This window comes from Neorhizobium sp. P12A (assembly GCF_008365395.1).
Taxonomy (GTDB): domain Bacteria; phylum Pseudomonadota; class Alphaproteobacteria; order Rhizobiales; family Rhizobiaceae; genus Rhizobium.
Map to the genome: position 1 here is coordinate 388649 of NZ_QOVX01000002.1, position 15600 is coordinate 404248.

General features: G+C 60.3%; 15 protein-coding genes. 8 read left to right on the top strand and 7 right to left on the bottom strand.

Annotation, left to right across the window (positions count from 1 at the left end; genetic code table 11):
- The first annotated feature begins 123 nt into the window (after positions 1–123).
- Positions 124–888 carry an isocitrate lyase/phosphoenolpyruvate mutase family protein gene (locus tag DTW90_RS07935; protein WP_149337523.1) on the top strand — a complete coding sequence of 255 codons (765 nt, stop codon included), beginning with the start codon at positions 124–126 and terminating at the stop codon, positions 886–888.
- A gap of 16 nt (positions 889–904) precedes the next feature.
- Here DTW90_RS07935 and DTW90_RS07940 read toward each other — a convergent pair whose 3' ends face one another.
- From DTW90_RS07940 to argB, 3 genes are all read right to left on the bottom strand, one after another.
- The gene (locus DTW90_RS07940) at positions 905–1243 is read right to left on the bottom strand and encodes a DUF2147 domain-containing protein (protein ID WP_149337525.1); all 339 of its coding nucleotides are present in this window, start codon (positions 1241–1243) and stop codon (positions 905–907) included.
- Between the two features lie 70 nt (positions 1244–1313).
- Positions 1314–2873 carry a DHA2 family efflux MFS transporter permease subunit gene (locus DTW90_RS07945; RefSeq protein WP_149337527.1) on the bottom strand — a complete coding sequence of 520 codons (1560 nt, stop codon included), beginning with the start codon at positions 2871–2873 and terminating at the stop codon, positions 1314–1316.
- A gap of 231 nt (positions 2874–3104) precedes the next feature.
- Positions 3105–3992, bottom strand: a complete 888-nt coding sequence (gene argB / locus DTW90_RS07950) for an acetylglutamate kinase (protein ID WP_132520770.1) — start codon at positions 3990–3992, stop codon at positions 3105–3107.
- Between the two features lie 173 nt (positions 3993–4165).
- On the opposite strand from argB, the gene DTW90_RS07955 reads away from it, so the two are divergent.
- The 3 genes from DTW90_RS07955 (at position 4166) to DTW90_RS07965 (ending at position 6156) form a co-directional block, all read left to right on the top strand.
- Positions 4166–4705 (top strand): sigma-70 family RNA polymerase sigma factor, encoded by a 540-nt coding sequence (locus DTW90_RS07955; RefSeq protein ID WP_149337528.1) that lies wholly within the window; start codon positions 4166–4168, stop codon positions 4703–4705.
- Positions 4702–5409 carry an anti-sigma factor gene (locus tag DTW90_RS07960; protein WP_132520776.1) on the top strand — a complete coding sequence of 236 codons (708 nt, stop codon included), beginning with the start codon at positions 4702–4704 and terminating at the stop codon, positions 5407–5409. The genes DTW90_RS07955 and DTW90_RS07960 overlap by 4 nt, the downstream gene beginning before the upstream one ends.
- Positions 5410–5598: 189 nt before the next feature.
- Positions 5599–6156 carry a fasciclin domain-containing protein gene (locus DTW90_RS07965; RefSeq protein ID WP_149337530.1) on the top strand — a complete coding sequence of 186 codons (558 nt, stop codon included), beginning with the start codon at positions 5599–5601 and terminating at the stop codon, positions 6154–6156.
- Positions 6157–6213: 57 nt separating this feature from the next.
- On the opposite strand, the gene yihA is transcribed toward DTW90_RS07965, so the two are convergent.
- Entirely contained in the window at positions 6214–6876 is a 663-nt protein-coding gene (yihA, locus tag DTW90_RS07970; RefSeq protein WP_149337532.1) for a ribosome biogenesis GTP-binding protein YihA/YsxC, read from the bottom strand.
- Between the two features lie 191 nt (positions 6877–7067).
- Between yihA and DTW90_RS07975 the strand changes: the two genes are divergently transcribed.
- Positions 7068–8033, top strand: coding sequence for a lytic transglycosylase domain-containing protein (locus tag DTW90_RS07975; protein ID WP_246664910.1), 966 nt, complete (start codon positions 7068–7070; stop codon positions 8031–8033).
- Positions 8034–8168: 135 nt separating this feature from the next.
- On the top strand, positions 8169–8888 hold the full coding sequence (locus tag DTW90_RS07980) for a DUF1194 domain-containing protein (RefSeq protein ID WP_165927783.1): 720 nt from the start codon (positions 8169–8171) through the stop codon (positions 8886–8888).
- Between the two features lie 90 nt (positions 8889–8978).
- On the opposite strand, the gene yidC is transcribed toward DTW90_RS07980, so the two are convergent.
- Genes yidC through rpmH form a run of 3 tightly spaced genes read right to left on the bottom strand, consistent with a single transcriptional unit; the run spans position 8979 to position 11357 of the window.
- Positions 8979–10802, bottom strand: coding sequence for a membrane protein insertase YidC (gene yidC / locus DTW90_RS07985; protein ID WP_149337536.1), 1824 nt, complete (start codon positions 10800–10802; stop codon positions 8979–8981).
- Positions 10802–11191: a ribonuclease P protein component gene (gene rnpA / locus DTW90_RS07990; protein WP_188079900.1), complete on the bottom strand. Its 390-nt coding sequence runs from the start codon at positions 11189–11191 to the stop codon at positions 10802–10804. The genes yidC and rnpA overlap by 1 nt, the downstream gene beginning before the upstream one ends.
- A 31-nt stretch (positions 11192–11222) precedes the next feature.
- The gene (gene rpmH, locus DTW90_RS07995; RefSeq protein WP_016552555.1) at positions 11223–11357 is read right to left on the bottom strand and encodes a 50S ribosomal protein L34; all 135 of its coding nucleotides are present in this window, start codon (positions 11355–11357) and stop codon (positions 11223–11225) included.
- Positions 11358–11804: 447 nt separating this feature from the next.
- Between rpmH and DTW90_RS08000 the strand changes: the two genes are divergently transcribed.
- Both DTW90_RS08000 and DTW90_RS08005 read left to right on the top strand, forming a co-directional pair.
- Entirely contained in the window at positions 11805–13808 is a 2004-nt protein-coding gene (locus DTW90_RS08000; RefSeq protein WP_149337538.1) for a methyl-accepting chemotaxis protein, read from the top strand.
- A gap of 215 nt (positions 13809–14023) precedes the next feature.
- Entirely contained in the window at positions 14024–15538 is a 1515-nt protein-coding gene (locus tag DTW90_RS08005) for a HAMP domain-containing sensor histidine kinase (RefSeq protein ID WP_132520797.1), read from the top strand.
- Positions 15539–15600 lie beyond the last annotated feature (62 nt).

Genomic DNA, 15600 nt, shown 5'->3' on the forward strand with positions numbered 1-15600 from the left:
TGGCATGGGTATCAGGCGAGGGAAATGGAAATATGTCTGCCCATGCTGTCAGTAGCTGTCATTGCCGACATGTATGGCGGGCGCTATGACGTAAGAGCGTCGCAAATTCGGGGAGGAAATGGGATGAGTGAGGTCGAGAAGGCAAAGTCGTTCGCAGCGCTGCATGTCAAAGGCAGCCCGGTAATCCTCTATAACATCTGGGATGCCGGGACGGCAGGCGCGGTCGCTGCCTCAGGCGCCAAGGCGCTTGCGACCGGAAGCTGGTCGATCGCCGCCGCCCACGGTTTCGGCGATGGCGAAAACATCCCCTTGCCGTTCCTGGCCGAGATCGCCCGGCTGATCGCATCGAGCGTCGATCTTCCGCTTTCCGTCGATTTTGAGGGCGGCTATGCCGTGGCGTCGGACGATGTCGCCGCCAATGTCTCCAAGATCATCGATGCCGGCGCCGTCGGCATCAATTTCGAGGATCAGGCTGTCGGCGGCACAGGGCTTCATCCGATCGCGCTGCAGGCCGAGCGTATCCGTGCAATCCGCGCGATGGCCGACCGCCGCGGCATGCCGCTTTTCATCAACGCACGCACCGACATCTTCCTGCAGGAGGCGGATACCGCAAAACATGCCGGCGTCATGGACGAAGCGCTCGATCGCGCCAAAGCCTTCGAAGCCGCCGGAGCCAGCGGCTTTTTCGCGCCCGGCCTTGTCGACCCTGACTTGATCGGCGGGCTATGCGAAAAAGTCGCCCTGCCGGTCAACATCATGGTCCGCCCGACGACGCCCGACAATGCCACCATGGCCAAACTCGGCGTCAGCCGCATCAGCTACGGCCCGGGACCCTATCGTGCGATGATCGAATGGCTGAAGGCCGAGGCCGCGGCGGTCTACCGCTGACCGCGCTCATGCAGCATTAGCGGCGCGTCCAGGTCTGGGACTTGCATAGCACGTTCATCGCGCAGCCCGTCAGCTTTATGCTGTCGCCCGACACCTTGAGCGTTCCGCTATAGGTCCTGTTGGTCTGCGGATCGGTGATCTTGCCGCTGTAGCTGTCATCCTTGCCGCTGAACGTGCCGATCTGCCGTCCCGCATATTGTCCGGTCTTGGCGGTGATGCAGTAGCCTGAACCGCAACGGCTGATTTCCGATGTCTCGCCGTTTTGCGTCTTCCAGTTTCCAAGCAGGGGGTCGGAAGCATTGGCGAGGCCGGCCATCGTCAAAAACGTTGCCGCCAGGATCGATAGGGTCCTCATTGGAAATCTCCGCATTCCGTGGTCGCGACGGTATTCCGATGGCCGCCATATTTCATGCCGTCCGGCGAGTTCATATACTTTGAATCTCGCTCTGCGGCATCGCTTTTCTCGCAAACGGCACGCAGAGGATGGCGCAGGCGGTCAGGATCGCGATGGCGAGCCAGGCCTCGTTGATAGCCTCGACGCTGGCGGCGGTCTGAACGAGCGGATCAAGCGTTGCCGTCACATCGGCATCAAAGGCGCCGGTGTGTCCGATGACAGTTTGCGCCGGCGCACCGATAAAGGCCGCCGTGTCGGTGTCGCCGCTCTGCAGCCGCTCCCACAGCCTTTGCCCGAGCGGCTCCGATCGGGTGTAGATGACCGTATCGATCAGCGCGATCCCGATGGCGCCCCCGAGATTGCGCATCAGATTGAAAAGGCCGCTGGCATCGGGAATGCGCTCCGGCGGCAGCGTGCCGAGCGCCAGGCGCGTCGGCGGCAGCAGGCAGAACATGATGGCGGCGCCGCGAATGACCTGCGGCCAGAACATCGCATCGTAATCCGATCGCGGGTCCTGGAAGGTGCTCATTCCAAGCCCGAGCGCAAAAAGCGCAAAGCCGATCGCCGAGAGCAGGCGCGCGTCCATGCGCTTTTCCAGCGCGACGGCGATCGGCGCCGTAATCAGTTGGACGATGCCGGTGACCAGCATGGTCATTCCGATCTCCAGCGCATTGTGTCCCCTGATGAAAGCGAGGAAAACCGGCATCAGATAGACGGAACCGAACAGGCCGATCCCAAGCACGAAACTGAGAATGCAGCCCGCCACGAAATTCCGGTCGCGGAAATTATGAAGATCGACGACAGGATGCCGCTTGCGGCGCGATCGCCGGACGAAAAAGGATCCGGCAGCAAGAAACAGTGCAAGCGGGCCGATTACCCAAGGCGATATCCAGCCGTTGGTCGGCGCCTCTTTCAGGGAAAGCTCCAGGCTTGTCAGCGCAATTGCCATCACGACCAAGGAAAGGACGTCGAGCTGCCTGAGTTCGGAAAAGTCGACCTGTCGTCGGGGCAGGAACCATCCCGCAACAAGAGCCGCGGCAATACCTGGAAGAATATTGATGAGAAACAGCCAGTGCCAGGAATACGTCTCCGTGAGCCAGCCTCCAACGATCGGCCCGACCGTTGGAGCAAGAACCGCAAGGACGCCGGCAATGGTCGTGGCGACAGCCTGCCGTCGCTCGGGAAACAGGATGAAGACGGCAGAAAACACCGAGGGTATCAGCGTTCCGCCGGAAAAGCCTTGCAGCACGCGCCATGCGACGAGCTCACCGAAACTTCCGCTGGACGCGCAGCCTGCAGAGGCGAACACGAACAGGCCGAGCGCCGTGACGAAAAGCCAGCGCATCGACAGCAGCCTCGTCAGAAAGCCGGTCAGCGGAATGGCGACCACCTCGGCGATGAGATAGGCGGTCTGTATCCAGCTCATCTGGTCGGGATCGATGTCGAGGGCAGACTGGATCGTCGGCAGGGATGTGGCCACGACCTGGACGTCGAGTATCGCCATGAACATGCCGGCGCACATGGCGATGAAGCCGGCCCAGACGACGGCCGACGTTCCTTCGGGATGCACGGCTTCGGACGATTTCGACATGTGATGATTCCGGCCAGGGCGGCGTTGTCGGCCCTTGCAAATGACAGCGCGACCCTGCCGGCCGGCCTGTCGGATGCCACGGCTGAGGCATGCACCGCTATTTCGGCGGAGACAACATCACAGTTCGAATGAAGAAAGAAGCCGGATGGACCGGTTGCGGCGCGTTTTTCCTGCGGCAACACGATGATGTGTATCGCATTGCCGCCGCCGTAAGCCTCTGGAACCGATCGCTCAGGGAACGATCAATGTTCCGACGCCGTGCTCGGTAAAGATCTCGAGAAGGACCGAATGGGCCGTCTTGCCGTTCAGAATGACGACGCCCTGGACACCCGCCTTGATCGCGTCGATGCAGGTCTCGACCTTCGGGATCATGCCGCCGGAAATCGTGCCGTCGGCGATCAGGGCATGCGCCTGGGCGACGGAGAGTTCCTTGATGAGATTGCCCTGCTTGTCGAGAACGCCGGGAACATCCGTCAGGAAGAGCAGGCGGGTGGCGTTCAGCGCACCGGCGATGGCGCCGGCGAAAGTATCGGCGTTGATGTTATAGGTCGCGCCGTCGCGGCCGGGAGCGACCGGGGCGATGACCGGGATCATTTCCGAGCGGGCAAGCAGGTCGAGCAACGTGCGGTCGACCTCGACCACCTCGCCGACGAAGCCGAGATCGAGCACCCGCTCGATGTTGGAATCCGGGTCCTTTATGGTCTTTCGCGCCTTTTCGGCGAAGACCATGTTGCCATCCTTGCCGCAGAGGCCGATCGCCCATTCGCCGGTCTGGTTGATGAGGGCGACGATCTCCTTGTTGATCGAGCCGGCAAGAACCATCTCGACGATTTCGACCGTCTTGGCGTCGGTGACGCGAAGGCCGCCTTCGAATTTCGATTCGATGCCCATCTTGCTCAGCATCGCGCCGATCTGCGGCCCGCCGCCGTGGACGACGATCGGATTGACGCCGGATTGCTTGAGGAGAGCGATGTCGCTGGCGAAAGCCTTGCCGAGTTCGGGGTTGCCCATGGCGTGGCCGCCATATTTCACCACGATCGTCTTGTTTTCGTAGCGCTGCATGAAGGGCAGCGCCTGGGCCAGAAGACGTGCTTGGATTTCGCTCTCGGACTCGTTCATGGCATACCCCTTGGGAATTGATCGCGGCCTTTTATCTCAACTTTTTGACAGATGGAATAATGATCTCGGGATTAGTTTTCTGCGTACTAGAGGCTGTGGCGACGAGCCTGCATGGCTTGCTGTCCATGTGATTTTACGAATATGATCAACTTTGGACGCATTCGAGGGATTTGATGGCCAGTGACGATATAGCCATGCTGATCAGCCGCGTTGCCCTGCAGGATCAAAATGCGTTTTCCGATCTCTACAAGAAAACAAGTCCGAAACTCTTTGCCATATGTCTCCGTATCCTGAAAGACAGGACCGATGCAGAAGAATCTCTCCAGGAAACTTACGTGAAGATCTGGCAGCGCTCTGATCGTTTTGCCGCATCCGACAACCCGGCCATGCCGTGGTTGATGGCAATCGCGCGCAATCAATCGATTGATATGATACGCTCAAGAAAGCCTGTGGCGGATGAAATCGACACGGTCTACGATCTGGCGGATGCCGAGCCGGGGCCCGAACGCCAGGCGGAGATAAAGGGAGAGGGAAGGCGGATTGACAGGTGCATGGAAGAGTTGGAAGCTGATCGTGCACAGGCTGTTAGAAGCGCCTATGTCGAAGGTCTGAGCTACCAGGAACTTGCAGAGCAATATGCGGTTCCGCTGAATACGATGCGCACATGGCTGCGCCGAAGCCTGATCAAACTGAGAGAGTGCATGGACCGATGACCACACCGGATCAAAGCAAAGGGGGACGCTCCCGCGACGAGGTGCTCGCCGGTGAATATGTGCTTGGAGTGCTTTCGCTGGAAGATCGGCAGAAGGTGGAAAAGCGGATGCGCAGCGACCGGCAGTTTGCCGCGATCGTTACCCGCTGGGAACAGAACCTTTCCGGCTTCAATGAGGAATATGAGAGCATCGTGCCTTCGGCGGCGGTCTTTCCGAAGATCGAGCAGCGGATATTCGGCGAGTATCGCGCGGGCGGAAATCTTTGGAATTCCTTGCTGCTCTGGCGCGTCGTGGCGCTTGCCTCTCTCGTGTTTGCTGCCGGCGTCGTCATTTTCAACGCCAACCTCATCAAGCCTCAACAGGGCGGCAAGCCGTTGGTAGCGGCCCTCTCGGCTCAGAACAGCGCCATTGCCTTGATGGCGAGCTATAACGCCCAAAGCGGCAAGCTGCGCGTGACACCCGTGGCCTCGGGCCAGCCTGAGGAAAAATCGCTGGAGCTGTGGCTGATCAAGGGCAGCGATCCCGCGATCGCCCTTGGCGTCCTGCCGCAGACGGGCGAGGGCGAACTCGCGATCCCGCAGAATATTCGCGGCCAGATCTCCGAGGGCGACGTGCTTGCCGTCAGCATCGAGCCCTTCGGCGGTTCGCCGACCGGCAAGCCGACCGGCGACGTCGTGGCCTCGGGCACCGCGCGTATCCCCTGAACGATTCTTCGAAACGGTCTCCGTCACCGCTACGGGCGGCAGCGATGAACTGCGCCGCGGGTTTTGAAGAATCTCATTTCGGCTGAAACTCTTTTTCCGGCCTCTTCGTACTTCCAATACCCCCGGCGATGAACGGCAAGCGCTAAGGCAAGCTGCGATAGGGGCCAAAAGAGGAAGAGGATTAGACATATGATCAGGACTACGATCCGCATCGTTGCGATTGCGGCAGCGCTTTCGGCTGGCTCGAGCCTCGCCTATGCGAAGAACCCTGTCGTCGGCGGCGCGCCGATGTATGCGACGAAGAACATCGTCGAGAACGCCGTGAACTCCAAGGATCACACCACGCTGGTCGCCGCGGTCAAGGCCGGCGGCCTGGTCGATACGCTGGAAGGCAAAGGCCCGTTCACCGTTTTCGCTCCGACCAACGAGGCTTTCAATAAACTGCCGCCGGGCACGGTTCAGACGTTGCTGAAGCCGGAGAACAAGGCGCAACTTGTGAAGATCCTTACCTGCCACGTCGTCGCCGGCGACGAGATGGCCTCGGCCATCAAGAAGATGACGATGGGCAATGGTGGCGAATACGACCTGAAGACAGTCGGCGGCTGCACCATCAAGGCAATGGACAAGGGTGGCAAGATAACCCTGACGGACGAGGCCGGGGGCATCGCTCACGTCACCATTGCCGACGTGAAGCAGTCGAACGGCGTGATCCACGTGATCGACAAGGTCCTGTTGCCGAAAATGTAAGGTTTCTCGGCAGCTTTGGCCGTCGCTTGCCCGATCGGGGGCGGCGGCCCTTTTGCGTCAGATATTTGCAATCTCGACCGTATCGCCGATCGCGCGGCGCAACTCGTCCAGCCCCTCGTTCTCTTCGGAGGAGGTCGCGATAATCCCGGGATAGGCTGCAGGCCGCTTGCGGATCTTTTCGGTCGTCTCGGCAATCAGCCTCGGCACACCCGCTTCCTTGATCTTGTCCGTCTTCGTCAGCACCACCTGATAGGAAACCGCTGCCTTGTCGAGCAGGGTCATGACCTCCTCGTCATTCTTCTTGATGCCGTGACGGCTGTCGATCAGCAGGTAGACGCGCTTCAGCGTCGAACGGCCGCGCAGATAATCGAAGACGAGCTTGGTCCAGGCATCGACATGTTCCTTCGGCGCCTGCGCGTAGCCATAGCCCGGCATGTCGACCAGCGCCATCGGCGGCAGGTCGCCCGCTTCGCCGGAATAGCCCTCGGGCACGAAATAGTTGAGCTCCTGGGTGCGGCCCGGCGTATTCGAGGTGCGTGCCAGACCCTTGTGGCCGACCAGCGCATTGATCAGCGACGACTTGCCGACATTGGAGCGGCCGGCGAAGGCGACTTCCGGTGGTCCCTCAGGCGGCAGGAACTTCATCGCCGGAACGCCGCGGATAAAGATCCAGGGGCGCCCGAAGAGGGGCTTTTCATCCTTTTCCGTCGTTCCGGCCATTCTGTCCTGTCTCTCATATCAGGGAAGCGGACCGATTCAGGCTTTTGCGTCCGATTGTCAAGGGAAAGCGCCCGCGGACCGGGCCCACCGTGCGTATGACACATATTTGCCGATGCTAAAAAGTATATTAGTCTTTGCCCCGCGGCTTGAGGGAATGCTTGTATCGGTATCGAAGAAGCTGAGGTGACCGGTTGGAAAAGAGTGACCAGCAGTCCCGCGTCCTGAGGACGATCCTTACCCTCTGCGTTTCCATCCCGCTTTTCCATTCCGCCGCTCAGCCGGCCAGCGCCCAGCCGGAGCCACATCCAGACCCCAAGCCGGCTCTTTCAGGCTGCATGTATCTCGGCCCCTCTCAGACCGATCCCGGAGCAACGCTCTGCATCCGCAAGGAAAGCTATGACAAGGATCTCTGCGGCGCGATCGAGCACTTCGCGGGCGCCAACAGGCTGCCGCCGGATTACTTTGCAAGGCTGATCTGGAAGGAAAGCCGGTTCCAGCCGGATGCGCTGAGCATGAAAGGTGCGCAGGGGATCGCCCAGTTCATGCCGGGAACGGCAAAGCTTCGCGGACTGGAAGACAGCCTCGACGTGTTGAAATCCTTGCGCGCCTCGGCGGAATATCTGGACGAACTTCGCAATCGCTTCGGCAATCTCGGTCTGGCCGCCGCCGCATACAATGCAGGAGAGGCCGGCTTGTCCAACTTCCTTGCCTCAGGCGGCCTTCCCTATGAAACGCGCGGCTACGTGCTTTCGATCACCGGTCACACCGCCGACGAATGGAAGGATACGCCGCCTGACGTCGCGGCCGCCCCCCTCGACAAGGACAAGTCCTTCGTCGACGCCTGCGTTGCGCTCGCCCGGACGAAAAACCTGAAGGAACCCGCCTTCCAGCCGGAGGGCATATGGGCGCCCTGGGGCGTCCAGCTCGCTTCGAACCCGCAGGGACAGGTCGCCCGCAGCCTCTTCTTCCGGGTCGTCAATCGCCTGCCGGCGCCGCTGAATGCCGAACAGCCGCTGATTTTCCGTAAGCGTGACAGGAGCTTCGGCTTCCGGCCTCGATATGTGGCCCGCATCGCAAGGCAGACCCGGCCCGAGGCGGATAAGGTCTGCGCCCAGATCCGCTCCGCCGGCGGCGCCTGCACCGTCTTCAAGAACTGAATGCACTTGCGACGGATCGCATGGCCGCTCTATTCGGCGGCCGATTCCAATCTTTTGGGTTACAGAGTTTCACTCGCAGCCATGATATTATGCCTCTGGTTTGGTTTCGATGAATCCAAACATGGGTGGGGGGCCATGCGACCGACGTTGCTATGTCTGTCTTCCGCACTGTTCCACATTGCAGGCACGGTGTTTCCAGCGCTTGGCTGCGTCGATGTCGCGCTTGTTCTCGCGGTAGACGGCTCCGATAGTGTCGATGAAGGAGAGTATCGGTTCCAGACCAGTTCGATAGCGACGGCATTCCGTGACAAGGCCGTTCTACACGCAATGAAAGGGGCAGGGATCGTTGCGGTGTCCGCGGTGTTCTGGGGCGACGGCCAGCTGCCATCGCAAGAGTTGGATTGGGTCGTTGTGAACCGTGGAGAGGGCGCAGAGTTCTTCGCACGCAAGATCGAAACCAATCTCCGGGCGGTTTATGGCAATACCGACATTGGTAATGGCATCTGGGCGGCGCTTGACCGACTTTCGTCTTCCGATCTATGCGCCCGCCGATCGGTCATCGACATCTCGGGTGACGGTCGGGAAACCCTGGGTCCAAAGCGGGAAAACGTTATCTCGCTGCATCACGCGCGCCGTCGCGCGAAAGAAATGCGCGTAACGATCAACGGGCTGGCCATATCCGACGATGGGGGAGACCTTGCCCGCTATTACGCTGGACATGTCGTCCTCGGGTCGGACGCCTTCGTCATGCATATCAACAAATATGCGGATTATTCCGTTGCCATCAGGAAAAAGCTCGTTGCGGAACTATCGTACGGAGCTAGCGGATATTTCGCCTTCGATGAAGCCAGATAGGATTTCTGCGAATTCGCAACCACGCAAATGTGGAATCGGGATAACTGTATCCCCGATACGAAAAAGCCCCGCCGAAGCGGGGCTTTGACTTTATTTCGATGGTGCCTCTTTTCGTCGGAAGAGACCCTTGAGATTGTCGAAGAGTTCCACCTTCACGCCATGGCGCTTCATGATGATCGACTGCTGGATGACCGAGAGCGTGTTGTTCCAGGCCCAGTAGATCACGAGGCCGGCAGGGAAGCTCGACAGCATGAACATGAAGATCAGCGGCATCCAGTTGAAGATCATCGCCTGCGTCGGGTCCGGCGGGGTCGGGTTCATGCGCATCTGCAGGAACATGGTGACGCCCATGATCAGCGGCCATACGCCGAGATGCAGAACCGTCGGAGCGGCAAACGGCAGCAGGCCGAACAGGTTGACGATCGAGGTCGGGTCTGGCGCGGAAAGGTCGCGGATCCAGCCGAAGAACGGCGCGTGGCGCATCTCGATGGTGATGTAGATCACCTTGTAGAGCGAGAAGAAGATCGGGATCTGAAAGGCGATCGGCCAGCAGCCGGCGATCGGATTGATCTTCTCTTCCTTGTAGAGCTGCATCGTTGCCTGCTGCAGCCCCATCTTGTCGTCGCCGAATTTCTTCTTCAGCTCTTCCATCTTCGGCTGCATGCGCTTCATGTTCGCCATGGATGCGTATTGCTTGCTGGCGAGCGGGAAGAACAGCGCCTTGACGACGATGGTCGTGCAGAGGATCGCGACGCCGAAATTGCCGAAGAAGTGATAGAAAAAGTCCATCAGCTTGAACATCGGCTTGGTGATGAAATAGAACCAGCCCCAGTCGATCAGGCGGTCGAAGCGCGGGATCGAATAGGTCTGCTCATACTGATCGATAACGGGCACTTCCTTGGCGCCGGCAAAGACGAGGTTCTTCAGGTCGACGGACTGGCCGGGAGCGATGGTCACGGCTTCCTGCTTGTAGTCGGCCTGGAAACGCGGCGTTCCATCGGTGAAGTGCGAGAAGCGGGCATCATAGGCGCCGGTCTGCGGCGGCACCATCGTTGCGGCCCAATACTTGTCCGTTATGCCGAGCCAGCCGCCTGTCGCCCTCGGAGGCGCGACATTTTCCTTTTCGACGGCCGCGTACTTGTATTCGAGCAGGCTGTCGCCGACCACGCCGATGAACCCTTCGTGAAGGACATAGGTCGAGGCGACGAGAGGCTTGTTGTAGCGCGTGACGCGGCCATAGCTTGAAAGCGCGACCGGGGCCTGACCGGCGTTGCTGATCTTGTCGGCCACGGTAAACATATAGTGATCGTCGACGGAGATCGTGCGGCTGAAGGTGACGCCCTTGTCGTTCGTGTAGGTCAGCGTGACCGGCGTCTTCTCCGTCAGCTTGTCGCCGCTTGCGAGCTTCCATTGCGTGCCGGGGCCGGGCGCGGTGCCTGCGGCTGCGTCGCCGACATAGCCGAGTTCGGTAAAGTAGCCGTCCTTGGTGTCGGCCGGTGCGAAGAGCGTGACGATCGGGCTGCTCTTGTCGACGGTCTCATGGTAATTCTTGAACTTCAGGTCGTCGAGGCGGGCGCCGACGAGATTGATCGAGCCCGTAAGCGCCGGGGTGTCGATGATGACGCGCGGGGTCTTGGCAAGCGCTTCATCAACGGTCTCCACCGTCGGCGTCGACTGGCCGGTCGCCGGAAGAGAGCCGTTGACCGGAGCACCCGTGCCTGCCGCCGGCGTTTGTGCTTGACCCGTTTGGGCCTGTCCCGTCTGGGCTTGCTGCGTCGTGTGCTGCTGCGCCTTGGCCAATTCGTCGGCCTTGCGCTGCGCTTCGATGCGCGGATTCATGTAAAGAAACTGCCAGGCTAGGACAATCAGCACAGACAGGCCAATCGCGATGAAGTAATTGCGGTTGTTTTGCATCATACCTTCCTGGGGCGGTCCTCACGGGACCGCCGGTGTTTCTGCCTGTTTTCGAAGCGGGCGACGAGCTCGTCGGCCAGCACATCGAAGGGCGCAGTCAATACCTCACGCCGCGCGACAACCACATAGTCGTGTCCGGGCTGCATTGCAATTCCGCCATGGAGACGCACCGCTTCTTTCAGCCGGCGCCGCATGCGGTTTCTTTCCACCGCGTTTCCGTGTTTTTTGGTAACGGTAAAGCCGACGCGAGGATCGGTATCGGGCTCTTTGCGATCGAGTGCTTCGATCAGGAAGAAGCTGCCGCGGCGCTTTTCTCCCTCCCGAACAGCAAGAAACTGCGGCCGGCTTTTCAGCCGCCCGACAGTCTTTTCTGGTCGATTATTCGTCATTCGCCCGCCATCTCTATCGGGCATTCCGGCCTTAGGCCGAAAGACGCTTGCGGCCACGGGCACGACGGGCAACGATGACCTTGCGGCCGCCCTTCGTCGCCATGCGCGCACGGAAACCGTGACGACGCTTGCGGACAAGCTTGGATGGTTGATAGGTACGCTTCATTTATTTTAACACCGCGGAGTGCGGCCCTTCTTGAGTTTGCATTTTAGCAAGGAGCGTTATGCAGCGCGAACAGGCCCGCAAAAGCAGGCTCCAAGATCGAGCGTGCGCGGGCTTATAAGGTTGAAGGCTCTCGAAGTCAATTATCGCCGGGCAGATTCATCTCGGGCGAGATATTCCTTGATAGGTTCGCGCCTCGCGCTATGTGGCTTCAGGCATGTTTCCCTAAGTTGTGCTTTTGATCTGGAAAATATCCGCAGTTTGCTCTTTCCAGCCAAGCAACCTCAGTATTTCGCAATTTTTACGCTTTCCCGAAGAGAATCATGTGCAACTGTATGAATTTTCCGCCGATCTATATTAGGGACGGCGCAAGGTAACATTAAGCATTTTAGTCAATCTTGAGCGGTATATCCGGGGAACTTCTGTTCTCCGCCCCAAGGAGATACACCGTTGAATATTCGCGGCAAGATTAACCTGCTCGTTTCCGTCATGGCCTGTGCGGCGTTGCTGATTGGCGTGACTGCCCTTTATGCGATGCGCCAATACAATGAAAAGCTGCAGGCCTACGAGCAGGCGGCGAGCCGCGCCTATATGGGCGAGCGGCTGAACCGCTACGTCACGGCCGTCGTCATGGAGTCCCGTGGGATCTATGCTTCGGGCTCGACGAAGGAAGCAAAGCCCTTCGCAGACGGATTGATGAAGGATCTTGACGAGATCGATAAGGGCTTTGCCTCATGGTCGCCGCTCGTTCCGGCAAGCGAAAAGCCTGAATTCGACAAATTGCTGGCCCGCGCCCAGGAATTCCGGACTTTCCGCACCGAGACCGCGCGGCTCGGAACGGTCGAGAGCCCCGACGCTGCAAACAAGCAGGGTAACAACGACGCCAACAGAGCCAACCGCAAGGCCTTCCAGGCCGAGATCGACGCCGTCGTACAGACCGACAAGGATGCGCTCGATGAGGTAAATGCCGATCTGGAGGTTTTCCGCAGCATCGTCTTCTGGCTGGTGCTTGGAATTATTGCCCTTGGTATCGGAGCGGGTGTCAGCATGGGCTTCTATATCGGCACTGCCCATCTCAGCCGCCCGATCAAGAAGGTGACGAATGCCATCAAGGAGGTTGCCGAGGGCAATTTCGATGCGGCTGTTCCCTTCGCCGGACGCAGGGATGAAATCGGCGAGATGGCTGCTGCCGTCGAGGTCTTCAAGCAGAATGGTCTTGCGGTGAGGCGGATGAACGCGCAGGAAACTGCCATGCGCGCCAAGAGCGACGATCTGCAATCCAGCATGTCGCTCGTCGTTGCCTCTGCCGCGGAAGGCGATTTCAGCCGCCGCATCGAGAAGGACTACGAGGACGCCAACCTCAACCGTTTCGCCCGCAACATCAACGAGCTTCTGTCCGGCGTCGATACCGGCGTCACCGAGACCCGTCGCGTGATCGCAAGCCTTGCCGAGGGCGATTTGACACAGACCATGCGCGGCAGTTTCCAGGGTGCTTTCGCCGAACTGCAGCAGAACGTCAACAGCACGCTGGCAATCCTGCAGAAGACGATGCGAGAGGTCCACGAGACCACGCAGTCGATCACCGGCAACAGCAACGAGCTGCGTCACGCCAGCGACGATCTCTCCAAGCGCACCGAACAGCAGGCCGCCGCACTGGAAGAGACCTCGGCCGCGCTCGACGAGATCACCGCCGTCGTGCAGAATTCGACGGCTCGGGCCCAGGAAGCGAGCACGATGGTGACGGAGGCCAAGGAAAATGCAGCCCGTTCCGGCGTTGTCGTGCGCGATGCCGTCGCTGCCATGGGCCGCATCGAACAGGCCTCCCGCGAAATCAGCCAGATCATCAGCGTCATCGACGAGATCGCCTTCCAGACAAACCTTCTGGCGCTGAATGCCGGCGTCGAAGCCGCCCGCGCCGGCGAGGCGGGCAAGGGCTTTGCCGTCGTCGCCCAGGAAGTGCGCGAACTGGCGCAACGCTCCGCCACCGCCGCCAAGGACATCAAGGCGCTGATCACCAAGTCCGGCGGTGAAGTGCAGGTCGGGGTCAAGCTGGTGCAGGCGACCGGCGAGACGCTGGGCGAAATCGAGACCCGCGTTCTTGCGATCAACGATCACATCCACTCTATCGCCACTGCTGCCCGCGAACAGGCGACCGGCCTTCAGGAGGTCAATACCGCCGTCAACCAGATGGACCAGGTGACCCAGCAGAATGCCGCGATGGTCGAGGAAACCTCTGCCGCCACTCACAAGCTCTCCGGCGAAGCCGATGGCCTGCTGCGCCTGATCTCTCGCTTCAAGGTCGGCAATGCGGCACCCGCCGCGCCCACCTTGGTCCGTTCGCAGTCGCATGCCGCCGTGGGGTCGCCGGCGCGACGCATGGTTGGCAAGGTCGCGAGGGCTTTCTCCGGTGGCGGAAATGCAGCCGTGGCCCAGCAGGATTGGGAAGAATTCTGATCGATCAGGCAAGCGCCTGACGAAGCGCCGTGCGGCAACGCGCGGCGCTTTTCATATCATCTGCGCCCTGTCGCATTCCTACGCGGAATCCAGGCAAAGTAAGCGGGCTCTAGATTCGCCTGGGGAGAGATTGGAAAATCGGTTGCGATCCCTTATTATCGCGTCCAACGCCGGCTTTGCCAGGCGCGCCTTGCAATGAAGCGGGAATATCCGGAATGGACATGAGGCAGGATACGAGTGCCGCCAGCGGTGGGGCTTCCGCCAAGGGGTCGTCGCTTCTGAGCCGCCCTACAGGCATATTCGGCGGCCTGTCCGGCAAGCTCCTGCTGCTCACCGTCGTCTTCGTCATGCTCGCCGAAGTGCTGATCTTTCTCCCCTCGATCGCCAACATGCGCATACGCTGGCTCGAGGATCGCCTGAATACGGCGGCCGCCGCGGCAATCGTCATCGACGGACTACAGCCGGTCGAGCTGCCGCGCGAATTGCAGCGAGAAACCCTGATGGCGACAGGCACGCGCGCCATCGTGCTGCGCAAGGATGGCACCTCCAGGCTGCTGGCAACCGCCCAGATGCCGTCCTCCGTCGACGACCAGTATGATTTGACCAATGTCTCGCTGCCCTCGACGATCTGCGATGCGCTCGACACGCTTCTGTTCGGCGGCGATCGGATCATTCGCGTCTTCGGCCCGGTTGGAAGTTCCAACATGGGCGTCGAGGTGGTCCTGCGCGATACGCTGCTGCGCAAGGCGATGATCAGCTATTCCATCAATGTCTTCCTCGTGTCGATCCTGATCTCGCTCTTCACCGCGACGCTGATTTTCTTTGCCATCAACCGCATCATGATCCGCCCCATCCGGCGCTTGACCGACAGCATGCAGACCTATGCCGAGGATCCGGAAGACGAACGGCGCGTGCTTGTGCCCGATAACGGGCGCGACGAGCTCTCGGTCGCCGGACGGCATCTGGCCAATATGCAGTCGCAGCTTCAGAAGACGCTGAAGCAGCAGAAGAACCTCGCTGCCCTCGGCCTCGCGGTCTCGAAGATCAATCACGACATGCGCAATATCCTGTCCTCTGCCCAGCTCATGTCGGACCGCCTGGTCGATGTCGATGACCCGATGGTCAAGCGGTTTGCGCCCAAGCTGCTGCGCACCATCGACCGCGCCGTCGGTTACACGACCGAGGTGCTGTCCTATGGCCAGACCTCGGAATCGGCGCCGAAGCGCCGTCGCCTGCGGCTTCAGGATCTCATCGAAGAGGTGAGGGACATTCTGGCGATCGATCCGGAGAGCGGCATCGAATTCAGCGAGCAGATCGGGCGTGACCTGGAGGTCGACGCCGACAGCGAGCAGCTCTTCCGCGTGATCCACAATCTCTGCCGCAACGCCCATCAGGCCCTCGTTGCCTATGGCGAGACCGAGCCGGACAGCATTCGCCGCATCACCGTGTCGGCCCATCGCCTGGGCAGCGTCGTCGGCATAACTGTCGACGATACCGGCCCCGGCATGCCGTTGAAGGCGCGCGAAAACCTCTTCACCGCTTTCCGCGGCTCGGCTCGATCGGGCGGCACCGGCCTTGGCCTTGCGATCGCGCGCGAACTCGTGCTTGCCCATGGCGGCACGATCGCGCTTGTGGAAAAGCCGGCAGCCGGCACGCAATTCCGCATCGAAATCCCCGATCGCCCCGTCTCACTCGACGACTATCGTAACCGCAACGTCCACGAAAACTGAGCTTCGCGAACCCATCTCGCGACCGCGAAGGAAAATTACGTTTTTTTGACAAAGGGTACTTG